At 57.7% G+C, this 17,209-nt stretch carries 17 protein-coding genes; 7 read left to right on the top strand and 10 right to left on the bottom strand.

Translation table 11 applies throughout. From position 1 onward, the window contains the following. Positions 1 to 10 precede the first annotated feature (10 nt). The 8 genes from WD429_RS15540 to ffh all read right to left on the bottom strand — a co-directional run bounded on the left by WD429_RS15540 (position 11) and on the right by ffh (position 6,816). A complete protein-coding gene (locus tag WD429_RS15540; RefSeq protein WP_368423096.1) occupies positions 11 to 1,312 on the bottom strand; it encodes a homoserine dehydrogenase in 1,302 nt (433 codons plus the stop codon). A gap of 100 nt (positions 1,313 to 1,412) precedes the next feature. Then, on the bottom strand, positions 1,413 to 2,159 hold the full coding sequence (locus tag WD429_RS15535) for a DsbC family protein (protein WP_368423095.1): 747 nt from the start codon (positions 2,157 to 2,159) through the stop codon (positions 1,413 to 1,415). A 125-nt stretch (positions 2,160 to 2,284) separates the two neighbouring features. Next, positions 2,285 to 3,217, bottom strand: coding sequence for a site-specific tyrosine recombinase XerD (xerD, locus tag WD429_RS15530; RefSeq protein WP_368423094.1), 933 nt, complete (start codon positions 3,215 to 3,217; stop codon positions 2,285 to 2,287). Between the two features lie 109 nt (positions 3,218 to 3,326). Then, positions 3,327 to 3,683 (bottom strand): 50S ribosomal protein L19, encoded by a 357-nt coding sequence (rplS, locus tag WD429_RS15525; protein ID WP_368423093.1) that lies wholly within the window; start codon positions 3,681 to 3,683, stop codon positions 3,327 to 3,329. Positions 3,684 to 3,707: 24 nt separating this feature from the next. Further along, positions 3,708 to 4,466, bottom strand: a complete 759-nt coding sequence (gene trmD / locus WD429_RS15520) for a tRNA (guanosine(37)-N1)-methyltransferase TrmD (protein WP_368423092.1) — start codon at positions 4,464 to 4,466, stop codon at positions 3,708 to 3,710. A 3-nt stretch (positions 4,467 to 4,469) separates the two neighbouring features. Then, positions 4,470 to 4,997 (bottom strand): ribosome maturation factor RimM, encoded by a 528-nt coding sequence (gene rimM / locus WD429_RS15515; protein WP_368423091.1) that lies wholly within the window; start codon positions 4,995 to 4,997, stop codon positions 4,470 to 4,472. Positions 4,998 to 5,024: 27 nt separating this feature from the next. After that, complete coding sequence (gene rpsP, locus WD429_RS15510; protein WP_368423090.1) at positions 5,025 to 5,264, bottom strand: 30S ribosomal protein S16; 240 nt, start codon at positions 5,262 to 5,264, stop codon at positions 5,025 to 5,027. A 163-nt stretch (positions 5,265 to 5,427) separates the two neighbouring features. After that, positions 5,428 to 6,816: a signal recognition particle protein gene (gene ffh, locus WD429_RS15505; protein WP_368423089.1), complete on the bottom strand. Its 1,389-nt coding sequence runs from the start codon at positions 6,814 to 6,816 to the stop codon at positions 5,428 to 5,430. Positions 6,817 to 6,995: 179 nt separating this feature from the next. Here ffh and WD429_RS15500 point away from each other — a divergent pair, with 179 nt between their 5' ends. The 5 genes from WD429_RS15500 (at position 6,996) to WD429_RS15480 (ending at position 13,028) form a co-directional block, all read left to right on the top strand. Next, on the top strand, positions 6,996 to 7,796 hold the full coding sequence (locus WD429_RS15500) for an inner membrane protein YpjD (RefSeq protein WP_368423088.1): 801 nt from the start codon (positions 6,996 to 6,998) through the stop codon (positions 7,794 to 7,796). Further along, a complete protein-coding gene (locus WD429_RS15495) occupies positions 7,793 to 9,070 on the top strand; it encodes an HlyC/CorC family transporter (RefSeq protein WP_368423087.1) in 1,278 nt (425 codons plus the stop codon). The genes WD429_RS15500 and WD429_RS15495 overlap by 4 nt, the downstream gene beginning before the upstream one ends. Positions 9,071 to 9,210: 140 nt before the next feature. Further along, a complete protein-coding gene (locus tag WD429_RS15490) occupies positions 9,211 to 9,813 on the top strand; it encodes a Yip1 family protein (RefSeq protein WP_368423086.1) in 603 nt (200 codons plus the stop codon). A 196-nt stretch (positions 9,814 to 10,009) separates the two neighbouring features. Next, complete coding sequence (locus WD429_RS15485) at positions 10,010 to 12,232, top strand: DUF1631 domain-containing protein (protein WP_368423085.1); 2,223 nt, start codon at positions 10,010 to 10,012, stop codon at positions 12,230 to 12,232. Positions 12,233 to 12,266: 34 nt separating this feature from the next. Beyond that, positions 12,267 to 13,028: a TonB family protein gene (locus WD429_RS15480; RefSeq protein ID WP_368423084.1), complete on the top strand. Its 762-nt coding sequence runs from the start codon at positions 12,267 to 12,269 to the stop codon at positions 13,026 to 13,028. 1 nt (position 13,029) lies between these two features. Here the strand turns inward: WD429_RS15480 and grxD are convergent, their stop codons facing one another. Beyond that, positions 13,030 to 13,356: a Grx4 family monothiol glutaredoxin gene (gene grxD / locus WD429_RS15475; RefSeq protein ID WP_368423083.1), complete on the bottom strand. Its 327-nt coding sequence runs from the start codon at positions 13,354 to 13,356 to the stop codon at positions 13,030 to 13,032. Between the two features lie 254 nt (positions 13,357 to 13,610). Here grxD and argF point away from each other — a divergent pair, with 254 nt between their 5' ends. Then, positions 13,611 to 14,525, top strand: coding sequence for an ornithine carbamoyltransferase (argF, locus tag WD429_RS15470; protein WP_368423082.1), 915 nt, complete (start codon positions 13,611 to 13,613; stop codon positions 14,523 to 14,525). A gap of 4 nt (positions 14,526 to 14,529) precedes the next feature. After that, entirely contained in the window at positions 14,530 to 15,603 is a 1,074-nt protein-coding gene (locus tag WD429_RS15465) for an ABC transporter ATP-binding protein (protein WP_368423081.1), read from the top strand. Between the two features lie 8 nt (positions 15,604 to 15,611). On the opposite strand, the gene glpK is transcribed toward WD429_RS15465, so the two are convergent. Next, on the bottom strand, positions 15,612 to 17,093 hold the full coding sequence (gene glpK, locus WD429_RS15460) for a glycerol kinase GlpK (RefSeq protein ID WP_368423080.1): 1,482 nt from the start codon (positions 17,091 to 17,093) through the stop codon (positions 15,612 to 15,614). Positions 17,094 to 17,209: the final 116 nt, after the last annotated feature.

Here is a 17,209-nt window from a genome sequence, read left to right as displayed (position 1 = left end):
TGGGTACCTGTCAGTTAAAGTTTTCAGCGCGGATGCGAACAACTTTCCCATCGATGTCGGTCAGGGCTTCGAGCTCTTCAATGGCGCGATTCATCTGGCGCTCCTGAACCGTGTGGGTCAGGATAATCACCGGAATGCGGCCATCTTTCAGCTCCGATTCTTTCTGCATGATCGATTCAATGTTGATGCCGTGCTCACTGAGGATCGACGCCACTTTGGCCAATACGCCCGGGCGATCCAGCGCTGTGATGCGAAGATAATACGCGGACTGGATGTCTTCCATGGACAGCACGTCCAGATCTTCCAGTGCCGAGGGGGCGAATCCCAGGTACGGCACCCGCTGGCTGCTTTGCGCGGCCACGCTCCGCGCCACATCAACGATATCGGCAATGACGGCCGAGGCGGTCGCTTCATCGCCGGCACCGGGGCCGTAATACATGGTCTGGCCGACGGCATCGCCATCCACCAGCACCGCATTGAGTACACCATCAACTTGCGCGATCAGATGGCTTCGGGGCACCAGGGTCGGGTGAACCCGCAGCTCGATGCCGTCGTCGCGGCGCCGGGCAATGCCCAGGTGCTTGATGCGATAGCCAAGCAACTCGGCGTGGGCGATGTCATACGGCGTAATCTGCGCGATGCCCTCGGTGTAGGCTTTTTCAAACTGCAGCGGAACACCGAAACCGGCGGACGCCAGAATGGTCAGCTTGTGGGCCGCGTCGATACCTTCGACGTCAAAGGTGGGGTCCGCTTCGGCATAACCCAGGTCCTGGGCTTCCTTGAGCACTTCCGCGAATTCGCGGCCAGCACGCATTTCCGTGAGGATGTAATTACCGGTGCCATTGATGATACCGGCGATCCAATCGATGCGGTTGGCGGCCATGCCTTCGCGAATCGCTTTCATCACGGGAATACCACCGGCAACACCCGCTTCGTAGGCAACAATAACCCCGGCTTTCTCGGCCGCTTCAAAAATCTCATTGCCATGAACCGCAATCAGTGCCTTGTTGGCCGTGACGACATGCTTGCCGTTGTGGATGGCCGAAAGCACCAGCTCGCGCGCGGTGTCGTAACCGCCGATCAGCTCCACCACCACGTCAATAGCGGGGTCGTTGACCACGTCAAAAATGTCGGTACTGAACGGAATGTCGCCCAGATCAATATCATCACGGCGGGTTCGGCTGGCCACCCGGCCGATCCGGATGTTGCAGCCGGCGCGACCGGCAATGAGCGTGGCGTTCCGGGTCAGTACATTGAACGTACCGCCGCCGACGGTTCCCAATCCGCAGATTCCGACACTGACGTCTTTCAAACTTTCACCTCTGGCCCCATTGGGGTGCTGTTGGGTTTTCTTGGGCTTGTCGCAAGGGCGCATAGTATACCGGTTAAGGGCACACTGAATAAGCCCCGAATTACCGCAGGCCGAGTCCTTCCGCGAGCTGCTTCGCAGGAACATAACCACGGACCATATTACCGTCTTCCAGAACAATCGCCGGGGTTCCGGTTACACCTATTTTTTGTCCCAGATCGTACTGGGCTTTTACCGGATTATTGCAGCTTTTTCGGGCCACCGTTTTTCCAGATTTTGCATCGTCCATGGCTCCTTGCGGGTCGTCATTACACCATACCGATACATATTTGTTCCACGAGAGAGTGTCGGGGCCGGAACGCGGGAAACCATAATAGTGGACCGTAATACCGTAACTGTTCAGCTCCGGTACCTCGTCGTGCAGTTTCCGGCAATAAGGACAGTCGATGTCAGTGAACACCGCGATTTCGGCTTTTTCTTCCCCGTCCGCCGGGAAACTGATCACCCCATTGGCTTCAAACGCCTCCATCTCACGCAGGCGCTTCTCCGTGCGATTGCTCTCCGAGACATTGGCAATGCCACTCTCGGTAATCTGAAGCAAATCGCCCGTCAGCAAGTAACCGCCATCCGGGGTGGTATAAATGATGTCACCACTGCTGCTCTCGACTTCGTACAGGCCCGGCGCGACGGACTTGCGAACTTCCGACACCCGAAGACCGGGAATGGCCTTGCTCAACCGCTCAGCAATGTTGTCTTCCGTCTCCCCGGCGGTCGCGGCATGGACGCCGACCAGGCACGCCATCAGCAGGACAACCATTAAGGTGGATTTGATCAGATTTCTGGCAAACATAATTAATTCCGTTTTCAGTTTACTGGCGCACCCGGCCAAAGTGCCCGGAGCATTGTCAGCCTGCCCGTGGGACACCCATTTACCGGTATAGTTCAGGCTCACCACCTTACCCGAAAGCAAGGCCGTCAGCCACGCGGGTGATGCGCTTCGTGCAAGGCCTGAAGGCGCTGCCGCGCGACATGGGTGTATATCTGAGTGGTGGACAGGTCAGAATGGCCCAGCAGCATCTGGACCACACGCAGATCGGCACCGTGGTTAAGCAAATGGGTTGCAAACGCATGCCGCAAGGTATGTGGTGACAGGTGCTTTCGAATGCCTGTACGCAATGCGTAATGACGAATTCGGTGCCAGAACGTTTGCCTGGTCATCGCTACCGGGCGGTTGCCGGGAAACAGCGCGTCGGATGGCCGCCCTTTCAGCAGCTCGCCACGACCCTCTTTCATGTAGCGCAAGAGCCAGTCAATCGCCTCTTCCCCCAGCGGAACCAGTCGCTCCTTGCCACCTTTGCCGGTGATCCGCACCACGCCCTGGCGGAGATTTACCTGGTCCACCCGCAACTCGGTCAGCTCCGATACCCTCAAGCCGCAGCCATAGAGGATTTCCATCATGGCTTTGTCACGCAGCTCAATGGGCACCTCTGGATCAGGCTCCCTCAGCAGGGAGTCCACATCTTCCTCGGAGAGTGAATCCGGAAGACGACGGGGCAGGCGCGGACTATCGATCTGCAGCGTGGGGTCTTCACTGATGACACCTTCCCGCAGAAGGTAGCGATAGAATCGCCGCAACCCTGACAGCCGGCGCGCGGCGGTGGATGTTTTCGCGCCGTCCGCAAGGCCCCTGGATATCCACGCGAGCAGGTCTGCGCGGCGCACCTTTGTCAGCAAGGGCCGCCCCGGTTGACTGACCAGCCAGCCCGCAAACCGCTCGAGGTCGCTGCGATAAGCCATCCGCGTTTTCTCACCGAGACCGTCTTCCAGCCAGATTACATCGGTAAAACGTGCGACGACCGCCTCATCCTCTGGCCGGAGTTCAGGGCGGAGTCTGCGTTTTACTACCATCGATACACCCGGAAGCCGTCGACATTGAAGCCGTACTTATATCAGCCAGACACAGAAAAGGCAGCCACTGGCTGCCTTTTCATCAAGCGCGCTGTGCAGCTTTCGCTGATCAGCCCAGCTTCTCCTTGATGCGAGCCGCCTTACCAGACAGATCACGCAGGTAGTACAGCTTGGCCTGACGCACATCGCCGCGACGCTTCACGCTGAGGCTATCAATCAGCTTGGAGTAAGTCTGGAAAGTACGCTCTACGCCAACACCGTAAGAGATCTTACGAACAGTGAAGGACGAGTTCATGCCACGGTTACGCTTACCGATCACAACGCCTTCGAACGCCTGCAGACGCTCACGGTTGCCCTCAGTTACACGAACCTGAATAACCACGGTATCGCCCGGCGCAAACGCAGGGATTTCCTTGGCCATCTGTTCTGTTTCAAGTTGACTGATGATGTTGTTCTTGCCGCTCATCGTATACTCCTGATACCCAATCTTTTAATGCCCTGATGATTCAGAGGCACCCGGTTCGTTCAATATTTCTTCCAGCAGCACACGCTCTTCGTCCGTAAATACCCGCTTTTCCAGCAGGTCGGGGCGTCGCTCCCGGGTTCGCCTCAGCGACTGCTTGAGCCGCCAACGCCGGATCTGATCATGGTGACCGCCTAACAAAACATCCGGCACCGCCTGACCTTCGTAAACCTCGGGCCGGGTGTAGTGCGGACAATCCAGCAAACCATCGGCGAATGAATCCTGTTCCGCCGACTGCGCATGACCCAGCGCTCCGGGGATGAGGCGCGTAACCGCATCAATGACAGCCATGGCTGCCAGCTCGCCGCCGGACAGCACAAAGTCTCCCAGCGACACTTCCCGATCGACTTCCGCCAAGATCAGGCGCTCATCAACACCTTCATAACGACCCGCCACCAGAATCAGTTGTTCGTGCGCTGAAAGCGACTCAACCAATGCCTGATTCAGCGTCTCCCCCTGTGGTGAGAGATACACCACACAGGCCTCGCCAGGGGCCGCTTCCCGGGCCGCATGGATTGCGTCCCGCAGTGGCTGAATTTTCATCAGCATACCCGGGCCGCCCCCATAGGGCCGGTCATCCACCGTGCGGTGGCGATCATGGGTGAATTCCCGCGGATTCCAGCTCCGGAAGGTCAGAAGACCGTCACGCACTGCCCTGCTGGTGATCCCATAATCCGTGACCGCACCAAACATTTCCGGGAACAGACTGACTGCGCCAATCCACACCCGTCAGAACTCCGGGTCCCAGTCAACGACCATGCGCCCAGCGGTCAGATCCACTTGCCGAACCACCTGGTCCGGAAGGTAGGGAATCAGCCGCTCGCGCTGGTCGATGGAAGCCTCACTGGACTTCACCACCAAAACGTCGTTGGAGCCCGTCTCGATCATATGATCCAACACGCCGAGGCATTCGTCCTCAGCTGTGAATACATCAAGGCCTTCGAGCTGATGCCAGTAATACTCCCCTGCAGGAAGTTCCGGCAATTCAGTGGTCGGAACCTTGACCTCAGCACCACTGTAGGTGTGAGCCAGATCACGATCATCAATACCTTTCAGCCTGACAACGACCGCCTGCCCTTGGCGACGACCTTCCTCAAGCTGGGTCGGAATGCGCTTGCCGTTGAGGACCAGCGTCCAGTCACGGTAGTTCAGTATTCCTTCCCTGGGATCTGTATAGGAATAGACTTTCAGCCACCCCTTGACCCCAAACACCGAGGTAATCCGACCGATCACAGTTTCCTGCGAATGCTGTGTCATGCCAGGAACCCCGGTATTAAAACGTTATTACTCAGCGACTTTCAGCAGCTGGGCAACGCGATCGCTGGCTTGAGCGCCCTGGCCCAGCCAGAACTCAACACGATCACGATCAACGCGAAGACGCTCTTCCTGACCACGGGCAATCGGGTTGAAGAAACCAACGCGCTCAATAAAACGACCGTCGCGAGATTTGCGGCTGTCGGTGACTGCAAGGTGATAGAACGGGCGCTTCTTAGAGCCGCCGCGAGCCAAACGGATTGTTACCATTTAACCAATATCCTGTTCTGTTTTACGAACTTTGTACGATTCACACCCGCCGGAAACCAGCCAGCGTGAAGACCCATACTCGAAAGGGGCGCTATTCTATGCTAAATCAGCGCCGATGAAAACAGGGAAACACAGTGATTCCCTGTTTTCTGTGTACGGCTTTCTACATACGGCCAAACGGCGGCGCACCACCGCCTCCGCCACCCGGCGGCATCATGCCACCAAGGCCGCGCATCATGTTGGCCATACCGCCTTTTTTGCCGAACTTTTTCATCATTTTCTGCATCTGTTTATGCTGCTTCAGCAGACGATTCACGTCCTGAATCTGAGTGCCTGAGCCGCCCGCAATGCGACGCTTGCGGGCGTTGTTAATCACGTCCGGATAGCGACGCTCCTTTCGCGTCATCGAACAGATGATGGCCTCCATCTGCCCCATGGACTTGTCATTCACCTGTTGCTGAGCGACCTGCGCCATCTGACCCATGCCAGGAAGCTTATCCATGAGCCCGGAAACTCCACCCATACTCTTCATCTGTTGCAACTGATCCCGAAAGTCTTCCAGATCAAAGCTCTTTCCCTTTTTGATCTTCTTCGTCAGCTTCTGGGCTTTTTTCTGGTCCAGCTTCCGCTCTGCTTCCTCTATTAAGGAGAGCACATCCCCCATACCCAGAATCCGCGACGCTACCCGGTCCGGATAAAAGGGCTCCAGGGCATCGGACTTCTCGCCAATACCGAGAAACTTGATGGGCTTGCCGGTGATGTGCCGCACAGACAGCGCGGCACCGCCACGGGCGTCGCCGTCGGTCTTGGTGAGCACCACACCGGTCAGCGGCAAAGCATCGTTAAAGGCTTTGGCAGTATTGGCGGCGTCCTGGCCGGTCATGGCGTCGACCACAAACAGGGTTTCCACCGGGTTGACCGCCTTATGCAGCCGCCCGATTTCGCCCATCATCTGCTCATCCACGTGCAAACGGCCGGCGGTATCCAGAATCACCACATCTATATGCTTCTTGCGCGCAGCAGCGATAGCCCCTTCCGCAATCGCTACCGGGTCCTGGTCGGCGGAACTCGGGAAGAACTCGACACCGACCTCTCCAGCCAGGGTTTCGAGCTGACGAATCGCCGCCGGGCGGTATATATCGGCACTCACCACGAGCACGGACTTCTTGTGGCGCTCTTTCAGCAGCCGCGACAGCTTGGCGACCGTGGTGGTCTTACCCGCGCCTTGCAGACCAGCCATCATGATCACTGCCGGGGGCTGGGCAGACAGGTTGAGAGACTCGTTGCCGTCTCCCATCACCCGCTCAAGCTCCTGCTGGACGACCTTGACGAAAACCTGGCCCGGCGTAAGGCTGCGCTGCACCTCCTGCCCCACTGCACGTTGACGAACGCCCTCAACGAAGTCCTTAACGACCGGCAGGGCAACATCCGCTTCCAACAACGCCATCCGCACTTCGCGCAGCGTGTCCTTTATATTGTCATCGGTCAGCCGCGCCTGGCCGGAAATTTTGCGCAGGCTGCCGGAAAGTCGGTCTTGGAGGTTCTCAAACATGTTGCTCTTCCGTACCCCGAATAAATTGAGTGCACGAACCACGAAGCCGAGAACAGCTCCTTGATTCCTGTTGCATAATCGCGACATTATAACCAGACTATCGCCTTGAAACGACCAGCCCGGTCAAATCGGTGAATTGTTGCACCGATCCCCAGTCAGACAGTGGTTAAAAGGAAGTCATGGGAACGCTGATTCTCGCGGTCACCTCTCTTTTTCTGTACAGCATCGGCACCGCCTTGCAGGCACTGAGTTTCAGAGGCCGTCTGCAGTCCAATCTGGCCATCACCACGTTGATTGGCCTTCTCGCCCTGACTGGCCACGGCCTGCTGATCGCCCAAACGGTTCATCACGCAGGCGGCTTTGATTTCAGCTTTTTTCAGAGCTCAGTGCTGATTTCCTGGCTGATTGTGTTCCTGCTATTAGGGCTCAATCTTCGCAAGCCAGTCCAGACACTGTTTATAGCGGCTTACCCGCTGGCCGCACTGACCATTATCCTGTCCCTGGTGACACACACGCCGTCTCGACTGGTCTCCGAAGACAGCTATGGCATGCTCTCACACATCGCCCTGTCAGTGACAGCGTACAGCCTGTTCACATTAGCGGCGGCCCAGGCAACCCTGCTCTACCTGCAAAACCGGCAGCTCAAGCGCAACTACAACAGCGCGCTGGTCCGTAACCTGCCACCCCTGCAAACCATGGAATCATTGCTGTTTGAAATGGTCTGGGCTGGCGTGGTCATGCTGGTCCTCGCGATTGTCACCGGGGCTCTGTTTATCGACGACCTGTTTGCCCAGGACCTGGCGCACAAAACGCTGTTCTCTCTGCTCTCTCTCGTGGTCTTTGTGGCCCTGCTGGCAGGCCGTTACACCAAAGGCTGGAGAGGCATAACGGCCAGCCGATGGACGCTCGCCGGCTGTGCGTTGCTGATGCTGGCCTTCTACGGGAGTAAATTTGTACTGGAACTGGTCTTCAACCGATGAATGAAACGTCGCTCACCGCCCTGTTCAGCATTCTTGCGGGCCTGATCATCCTTTCTGCATTTTTCTCCAGCTCTGAAACCGGAATGATGTCACTGAACCGGTATCGGCTGAAACACATGGCGAAAACCGGCCACAAAGGTGCCAAAAGGGCCCAGGGCCTGCTTCAGCGTACCGACCAACTGATCGGCGTGATTCTGATCGGCAACAACTTCGTCAACATTCTTGCGTCGTCCATAGCCACAGTGATTGCCATCCGCATCTGGGGCGATGCCGGCATCGCGATTGCTACCTTGCTGCTGACTCTGGTTATCCTGATTTTCGCTGAAGTCACACCCAAAACGCTGGCCGCACTGTTCCCCGAAAAAATCGCCTTTCCGGCCAGCCATGTGCTCGGGCCATTGCTCAAGATCCTTTACCCGCTGGTCTGGGCGGTCAACCTGTTTACCGGTGCCATCCTGAAAGTGCTGCGAATTTCGCCGGACGACGCCGCCAACGATCACCTCAGCCGGGAGGAACTCCGCACCGTCGTAAATGAAGCCGGCGCGCTGATCCCGGCAAAGCACAAAGACATGCTGGTCGGCATTCTTGACCTCGAGAACGTCACTGTCAACGACATCATGGTGCCCCGCAACGACGCGGTCGGCATCGACCTGGAAGACGACCTGGATACCATATTGCGGCAGTTTCGCAGCAGCCAGCATACCCGGCTGCCGGTCTACAAAGGCGACATCAACAAAATACAGGGCATTCTGCATCTGCGCAGCGTCTCCAAGCTGCTGCTCCAGGAAGACATCAATAAAGCCATGATCATGCAGCTGTGCCAGGAACCCTATTTCATCCCCGAAAGCACACCCCTGAACACCCAGCTGATCAATTTCCAGAAAGGAAAACGCCGGTTTGGCATCGTGGTCGACGAGTACGGTGATGTCCTCGGGCTGGCCACCCTGGAAGACATCCTTGAGGAAATCGTTGGCGAGTTCACCACGGATTACGCGGCCACCAGCCCGGACATCATCCCTCAGGACGATGGAACCTTTATTATCGACGGCGCCACCGCACTGCGTACCATCAATAAAACCCTGGGCTGGAAAATACCAACGGACGGCCCGAAAACCCTCAACGGCATGATCACCGAAACCCTGGAAAACATCCCAGAAACGAACGTTTGCCTGAAAGTGGCAAGCCACAGGGTCGAGGTGCTGCAAATCAAGGACAACGTGGTGAAGGCCGCAATCGTACACCCCATGCGCCGGAAAAAACGCGCCCGCCGATAGCGCCCACCTGCTTAGAACATTAGATTATATTAATCTCAGGCTTAGAAGATCAAAATTTAACCCTCTCCTTGACCGCCACCGGTATTACACGAAAACTGGGCAGTCGTGCGACACAACAACAATCACAAGGAGTCTGTTCAATGAGCCTGTCACACACTGTTGGCTTGCTTACTCATCCTGATCGTGAATGGGAAGCCATTCGCCAGGATTCTGAATCCGTTGGTAAACTCTATCTGGGCCATATTCTGATTCTCGCCCTGATACCCGCAGTGGCCGGATTTATCGGTACCACCCAGGTCGGCTGGCAAATCGGCGACGGGGCGGTCACCAAGCTGACAGTTTCCAGCGGGGTTCAGTTATCCCTGCTTTTCTATGGTGCCATGCTGTCCGGCATCTACGTGCTGGGAAAATTCATCGATTTTTTCGCAGCCACCTATGAAGTCAAGGATCGCACCCCCCGCGGCGTGACCATGGCAGCCTATACCGCTACCCCCATGTTTTTACTTGGCGTGATTGCCGCCTACCCCAACATCTGGGTAAACATGTTGGTCGGCCTGGTCGCAGCCGCGTATGCGGTGTATCTGCTCTATGAAGGCCTGCCCATTCTGATGAAGATCCCGGAAGACCGGGGGTTCATGTTTGCCTCCTCGGTGCTGACCGTCGGTCTGGTCATGCTGGTCGCCCTACTGGCCATCAGTGTCGTGATCTGGAGCGTTGGCGTCGGGCCGGTTTACACTAGCTAGAGACCTCTTGGTGGGGCCCGAAATGCTCCCGTGTCGGGGTACCTGTAAAGGTACCCCGAAAAGTTTGTGAAACGTGTTTCTGTTATCATTTAAACGTGTTACAGAACGTAAAAATGCGGTAGATTTAACCAATAACGAAAATATAAGGCAGTAAGCTCGGTCATGTATCCGGTTGAGGCGTAAACAGGAGTCGGCCATGAATAAGCAGTCCGGCATACATTATCTCCGCGAGCACAGGGAGGCGGGGAGTGCCAGGCCCGCCCCCGCCGAGGTGACCCGAATTCGTGAAACCGTGATCGCTGGCCTGGGGGATCTGCTCCAGGGGGCTTTCGACGCGGTTGATGATACGTTGTTCGAGCTGGCCAACAATGCCCGCAGCAACAACGAGCAGAACCGGTACTTTGAAGCGATGCGGGAAATTCGCATCAAACGCAAAGGTGTTGAACGGCACTTTCAGAGCGCTGTCGCGCAGAATTTTTCAAACCCGCCACGCAGCGGCAACAGCGTTCCTGATGAGGAACAGCAGGCCGCTCAGCCGTCCGCAGACAACCTTGCGCTGGTCGGCAACGACGACCTGGAAGAACAGGTTGCCCTTAACGCCATGATTACCAAGGCGAAGGCTCACTTCCAGGGCCCTTTGCTTCAGCTTCAGGCGCGCTTCAGCGCCGTTTACCCAGAAGCCAGTGACGAGTCGCCGGTCAATCCAATGGCACCGGAACACCTTTGCAGTGCCTTTATCGAAGCCATCCAGACCCTGGAAATCCAGATTCGGGAACGGTTGATCCTATTAAAGCAGTTTGACCGCTACGTGGTGTCCAATCTTGGCATGCTGCTGGACGAAGCCAACCGAATACTGGTTCAGGCCGGCGTCATTCCAAACTTCCGTTACCATGGCAAGCCTGGCCAGCAGCATAGCCAATCCAAGCCGTCAGGCCCGGATAGCCAGGCTGCGGAGGAAACAGCAGAGTATTCCGGCCAACCCGCCCTGAGCGGCGACGCGGCCATGTTCAAACAGATCCGCCAGATGCTATCGCTGCAAAGAGCGAACGCTGGCATACCATCCAGGGCATCCGACCCGAACATTCATATTATTGGAGGGGCAGAATTGGTCGGCCTGCTCAGCGCTTTGCCGCAGCACTCCTCAGGCACCCACTCGGAGAACCTGAGCGCGGGTGAGCCCGTCACCGTTGATCTTCGACAGGTCGTCGAACAGCTGTTGGCTGGCAACGCCCCCCAAGGTGGAAAAAAGCCGGCACTGAACGAAATGGATGAGGACCTGATCAACCTCGTATCCATGCTGTTTGAATTCATCCTTGACGATTACAACCTCTCGGCCCCGATACAGGTGCTGATCAGCCGTTTGCAGATCCCCATTTTGAAGGTGGTGATAAAGGACAGAAGCTTTTTCAGCCGTTCCACTCATCCGGCCCGCCGTTTACTGAACTCACTGGCTCGAGCCGGCATTGGCTGGAGCGACAGCGACGAAAAAACCCGAGACACACTGTACAACCAGATTCACACCATCGTTCAACGCATCCTCAACGAGTTTGATGGCGAACTGTCACTGTTCGAGACACTCGGCGAAGAATTCGACCAGTACCTTGCCCGCGAGAACCGCAAAGCATCGCTGGTAGAGCAGCGCACCCGAGAATCTGAGCGGGGCCGCATCAAGTCCGAGAAAGCCCAGGAAACGGTGGACCAGACCCTGCAGGAGAAGACCGGGCGCTACCGGTTACCGGAGGCCATCCGCAATATCCTGATCAACGGCTGGAGCCGCGTGATGTTCCTCGCCTACCTGCGAGACGATGTGGAACATCGGTGGCAGGACTCCGTACGGGTTGTGGACGATCTGATCTGGTGTCTTCACCCCCACCAGGAAGATGAAGAACGCGACCAATGGGTCCGGGTTGTACCAGGCCTGATCAAGGCGCTTCGCGCCGGGCTCGAAGAGGTCTCTTACAATTCCTCGAAACTCGATGAAATGATGGGCGAACTCAAGCACGAACTGACCCACGCCTTCCGCGCCAACGCGCTGGTTGAAGCCCGCGAGGACGACGCAGCGCCGGAAACGGCGGGGCTGGCCGAAGCCTCGCTGCCAACCGCTATAGAGCGGCAACAGGAGCTCGAAGAGGCAGCCATAGCGGAATACGTTGCGCAGATTGATGCCGTTGAAATCGGCAACTGGGTCGAGTTCAACCTGGTGAACGGTGCCAGCTTCCGTTGCAAACTTTCCGCCATCATCGAGGAAGCGGACTGCTTCGTATTCGTGAACCGCATGGGCCTCAAAGTCATTGAGAAGAGCCGTACGGATCTGGCCCATGAAATGCGCCGTGGCCGGCTAACGGTACTGGAACAGGGAGCCTTGATTGACCGGGCTCTGGATGCGGTGGTCGGCAGTCTCAGAAGCAAGGCTGGATAGCCTCACGTCACCACCCCGGAGTATCTGACGCCTCATGCAGGACCCAGGCAGCACCGCAAGCCCGCCAGCGCAATATCGTATTGCCCTGGCGATTTCCATTGCCTTGATGCTCCATACTCTGGTGCTATCGAGCCTGCCATTGATGTTTGATCGTGACGACCGGGCCACGTCCAGCCTCACCTTCGAGCTGGTCCCTCCCGGCAGCGCACCCACGCAACAAAGCCCGGCCAGGCCGGTAGAACACGCCAGTGAACCATCAGTGCCAGAGCCGGCCCAGAAAACGCCAGACATGGTCAGAACCGAAGCCCAAGCGAGAACACAAACAGCCGCTGCGGAGGCAGAAAGCAAGACAGCGAGACCGGCGGATACGCCTTCTTCCTCGCAGAGCCAAACGGCATCGCTAAAATCCGCTCCGGTGGCGGAGGGCTCACCGACCAACGCTCACCCCGAAGAACCCGCGGCTGAGGTTACGCGCATAACCGAAACACCGGAACAGACGGACGACTACATCGTCAGGCTTGCCTCGGAAATTGCCGGTGAGCTGAAACGCAGCCGCATTCGAGCTCTCCGCGGCCTGAAACAATCCGTGACGATGGAAATTGAACTGCATTTGCTGGAAGGCGGAACGTTGACGCGCGCCGTGGTGGCACAATCAAGCGGGGTGGAAGAAATTGATGGGGCGGCTTACCGGGCCGCTCTCGCCGCCAGCCCGTACCCGGAACTACCGGATGACCATAACGGGAAACGCTACCGGGTCGAACTGGTGTTCTCCCCGGAGCGTATAACCGGCTCCTAGATCAGGCCTCAGCCTGCTTGGCAGCGTCCTTGACGGCGGTTGTCAGCTCACCGCTTTCAGACATTTCCAGAACGATGTCACAACCGCCCACCAGCTCACCGCTGATATACAGCTGCGGATAGGTTGGCCAACTGGAATAGACCTTCAGGGCCTCGCGCAATTCCTGGTTATCAAGGATATTGACAAACGCAAAACGCTCCCCGCAGGCCATCAGCGCCTGCACGGTCTTCGCCGAGAAGCCGCACTGGGGAGCCTGGGGGGTACCCTTCATGTACAGAATGACCGGGTTTTCCTCAAGTTGGCTCTTGATGGTTTCGTTAATGTCCATGAACATTTACCTCTGATTGAAGACGGGATTGCTGGAAGCAACTTACCTGACTGCTATTGTACACGCGCCGCGCCAGGGGCACCAAACCCCGCCGTTGTCTTCACCTGTCCGACGGGCTAGACTTGAACCTCTGTCTTCCAGACAGCCAGTGTAGCTCCCATCACGTTCACTCGCCGGTGCGGTTTATCCGCAGCCCGTCGCGTTGTTGTTTTTTTTCGGAGCCGCAGGGTTTTCGTTTTATAAAGGGCCAGGATATGGCAGCCAGACACTTTCTGACATTGAATGACATGACGCCCAGCGAGCTGGAAAGCCTGCTGGATCACAGCAGCCGGCTACGCAAGGAATGGCGCAGTGGCATCACCCGGGACACATTGAAAAACCGGGTACTGGCGATGATTTTCGAGAAATCATCCACCCGTACCCGGGTTTCTTTTGAAGCTGGCATGACACAGCTCGGTGGCGCTGGCCTGTTCCTGTCACCCCGTGATACCCAACTGGGCCGCGGCGAGCCGGTCGAGGATTCCGCCAGGGTCATCTCCAGCATGGTCGATGCAGTGATGATCCGTACCTTTGCCCACGACACCGTAGAGCGATTCGCCAGCGCCTCCCGCGCCCCAGTCATCAATGCCCTGACTGACGACTTCCATCCCTGTCAGCTACTGGCGGACATGCAGACGTACCGCGAACATCGCGGTAGCATCCGCGGTGCCACCGTAACCTGGGTGGGTGATGGCAATAACATGTGCCACTCCTATATCAACGCGGCGGCGCAGTTCGGTTTTCACCTCCGTGTCGCGTGTCCGGAAGGTTACGAACCCAGCGAGGCGCTTCTGCAGGCGCACCGCGACCAGGTCTCTGTCATTCGTGACCCGGCCGAAGCCGCCCGCGGAGCCAACCTGCTGGTGACCGACGTATGGGCGTCCATGGGCCAGGAAGACGAACAGAAAGCGCGGGAAAAAGCGTTTCGGGGCTACCAGATCAATCCCGAACTGCTCGCGCTGGCAGACAAAGACGCCTTGTTCATGCATTGCCTGCCAGCCCACCGGGGTGAAGAAATCTCCGCCGAGATGATGGACCATGCCAGCTCCGTGGTCTGGGATGAAGCAGAAAACCGTCTGCACGCCCAGAAGGCCCTGCTGGAATTCCTGATCCTCAACAAACTGGACTGATCCCGTGCCCCTTAACCCCAACTTAACCGCTGACTGGCTGCTGGAAGTCAACAATCTGTCCTGTGGGTATGGCAACGGTTCGGTGGTCAAGGATGTCAGCTTTTCCCTGAGCCACGGCGACATTGGTTGTCTTCTGGGGCCCAGCGGTTGCGGGAAAAGCACCGTGCTGCGCGCGCTGGCTGGTTTCCTTCCACTCAATAGCGGCGAGATCCGTCTGCAGTCGCAGTCAATCAGCCTGCCGGGGCGCACGCTGTCGCCGGAAAAACGGCGGATCGGCATGGTCTTCCAGGATTACGCGCTGTTTCCGCATCTCACCATTGCCGACAATGTGGGTTTCGGCTTGCACAAACAAAGCAGGAAGGAACGACAGCAAAAGGTCATGGAGCTGCTGACACTAGTGCACCTGCAGGATCTTGCCAGCAACTACCCCCATGAGCTGTCCGGCGGCCAGCAACAGCGGGTGGCCCTGGCCCGAGCTCTGGCACCGGAACCGACGTTGATTCTTCTGGACGAGCCGTTCTCGAACCTGGATACGGACTTGCGGCGCAGGCTCAGCCTGGATGTACGGGAGATTCTGAAGACCCTCGGTATCAGTGCCATTCTGGTCACCCACGACCAGCAGGAAGCGTTCGCAATGTGCGATCAGGTCGCCGTTCTGAAAGGCGGGGGCATTCAGCAGTGGGACGTGCCCTACAACCTCTATCACGAGCCTGCCAATCGCTTTGTCGCCAGCTTTGTCGGCCAGGGCGGCTTTATTCCCGGCAAGACACTGGGGCCGGACACCATTGACTCGGAACTCGGCACCATCCATGGCAACCGAGCCTACCAGTGGCCGCCGGGCACACTGGTTGACGTGCTGATCCGGCCGGATGACATTGTCTACGATGCCGATTCCGGTCTTAAACCCAAGGTCATTGAAAAAACCTTTGCAGGCACGTCAACCCTTTACCGATTCCGTTGCTCGGAGGACACCGAGTTCGAGGCGCTATTCCGTAGCCATCTGGATTTCCATCTGGGCGAGCATGTGCCGGTGCGCGTCGAAGCTGATCACCTCATCGCGTTCGAGCGCACCGCCTGAGCTGCCGCTCAGTTGTTACAGATTCGCTCAACCGCATCGAGCCAGCCGGCATACAGCGATTCCCTCAACGCAGGCCTCATGGCAGGCTCGAAGCGGCGTTCCCTTTCCCATAAACCGGCAATGTCTTCCAGGCTGCGAAACACGCCGACGTGCAGCCCCGCCAGGTAGGCGGCTCCCAGAGCCGTGGTTTCCGTCACTCTGGGGCGATCAACGGTGACGTTGAGAATGTCCGCCAGAAACTGCATGACCCAGTCGTTCACCGCCATACCACCATCCACGCGCAGCGCTTGCAGGCTGGCACCGTCGTTCTGGATCGCCCGAACCAGGTCCTTGGTCTGATAACACACGGACTGCAGTCCCGCCGTCACGATCTCTGCGATGCCGGTATCACGGGTCAGCCCCATGATGGCACCCCGGGCGTGAGGGTCCCAGTGCGGGGCACCCAGCCCGGTGAACGCCGGCACCAGATAGACCGGATTGTCCACGCCGACCTGCTCGGCATGAGCGGCAGATTCGCTGGCGTCGCGAATCAGCTTCAGCCCGTCTCGTAACCACTGCATGGCGGCTCCCGCGACAAAAATGCTGCCTTCCATCGCGTAACACGGCTTGCCATCAAGCCGGTAAGCCATGGTCGTGAGCAGACGGTTCTCGGATCTCAGTGCCTGATCCCCGGTATTCAGCATCAGGAAACAGCCCGTACCGTATGTGCTTTTCGCCATGCCCGGCTCGAAACAGGCCTGGCCAATCAGCGCCGCGTGCTGATCACCCGCAATGCCGGCAACCGGCACGGCTGCGCCCAGCCAGTGTGCTTCGGTATGGCCAAAGTCCGCCGCACAATCCATCACCCCGGGCAACAGCGCTTTCGGCACCCGGAACAGCGTCAGCAGCTCTGCGTCCCAGTCCTGCTCATGAATGTTGAACAACGCCGTGCGTGACGCGTTGGTGGCGTCAGTCAGGTGGGAGCGCCCGCCCGTAAGGTTCCACAGCAGCCAGCTGTCGATGGTACCGAAGGCAAGCTCGCCGGCTTCCGCCCGAGCTCGCGCCCCGTCGGTGTTGTCCAGTATCCAGGCGATCTTGGTGGCGGAAAAATACGGGTCAATCAACAGGCCGGTGCGCTCAACTACCCTGCTTTCATGACCGTCGGTCTTGAGCTTGGTACAAATGGACGCGGTTCGGCGATCCTGCCAGACTATGGCATGATGGATCGGCTCACCAGACTCCCGGTCCCAGATCACCGTGGTCTCGCGCTGATTGGTGATGCCGATGCCGGCGAGCCGGGCTGCGTCTATGCCCGCTTTACCCAGAACCTCACGACAGACCGCCAGTGTGCTTTCCCAGATTTCCGTGGCATCGTGCTCCACCCAGCCATCCCGGGGGAAATATTGATGAAATTCCTGCTGGGCCACCGCCACACTGGTGCCGGTCTCATCAAACACGATGGCGCGGGAGCTGGTGGTTCCCTGATCAATGGCGAGAATGTAGTCAGGCATTTTGTTCAGCACTCCATTGTTTTCTGGTGATTCTAACAGCGGAGAGCGGGGCAGGCGTGGAAGGACAACAAAAAAGCAAAAAAAAGGGCCGGAAAAACCGGCCCTCAAATGACGAA

Origin of the sequence: Marinobacter sp. (assembly GCF_040904845.1) — a bacterium.
Classification (GTDB): Bacteria; Pseudomonadota; Gammaproteobacteria; order Pseudomonadales; family Oleiphilaceae; genus Marinobacter.
The sequence above is the reverse complement of the archived record's forward strand: the minus strand, read 5'-3'. Positions and strand labels throughout refer to the sequence as shown.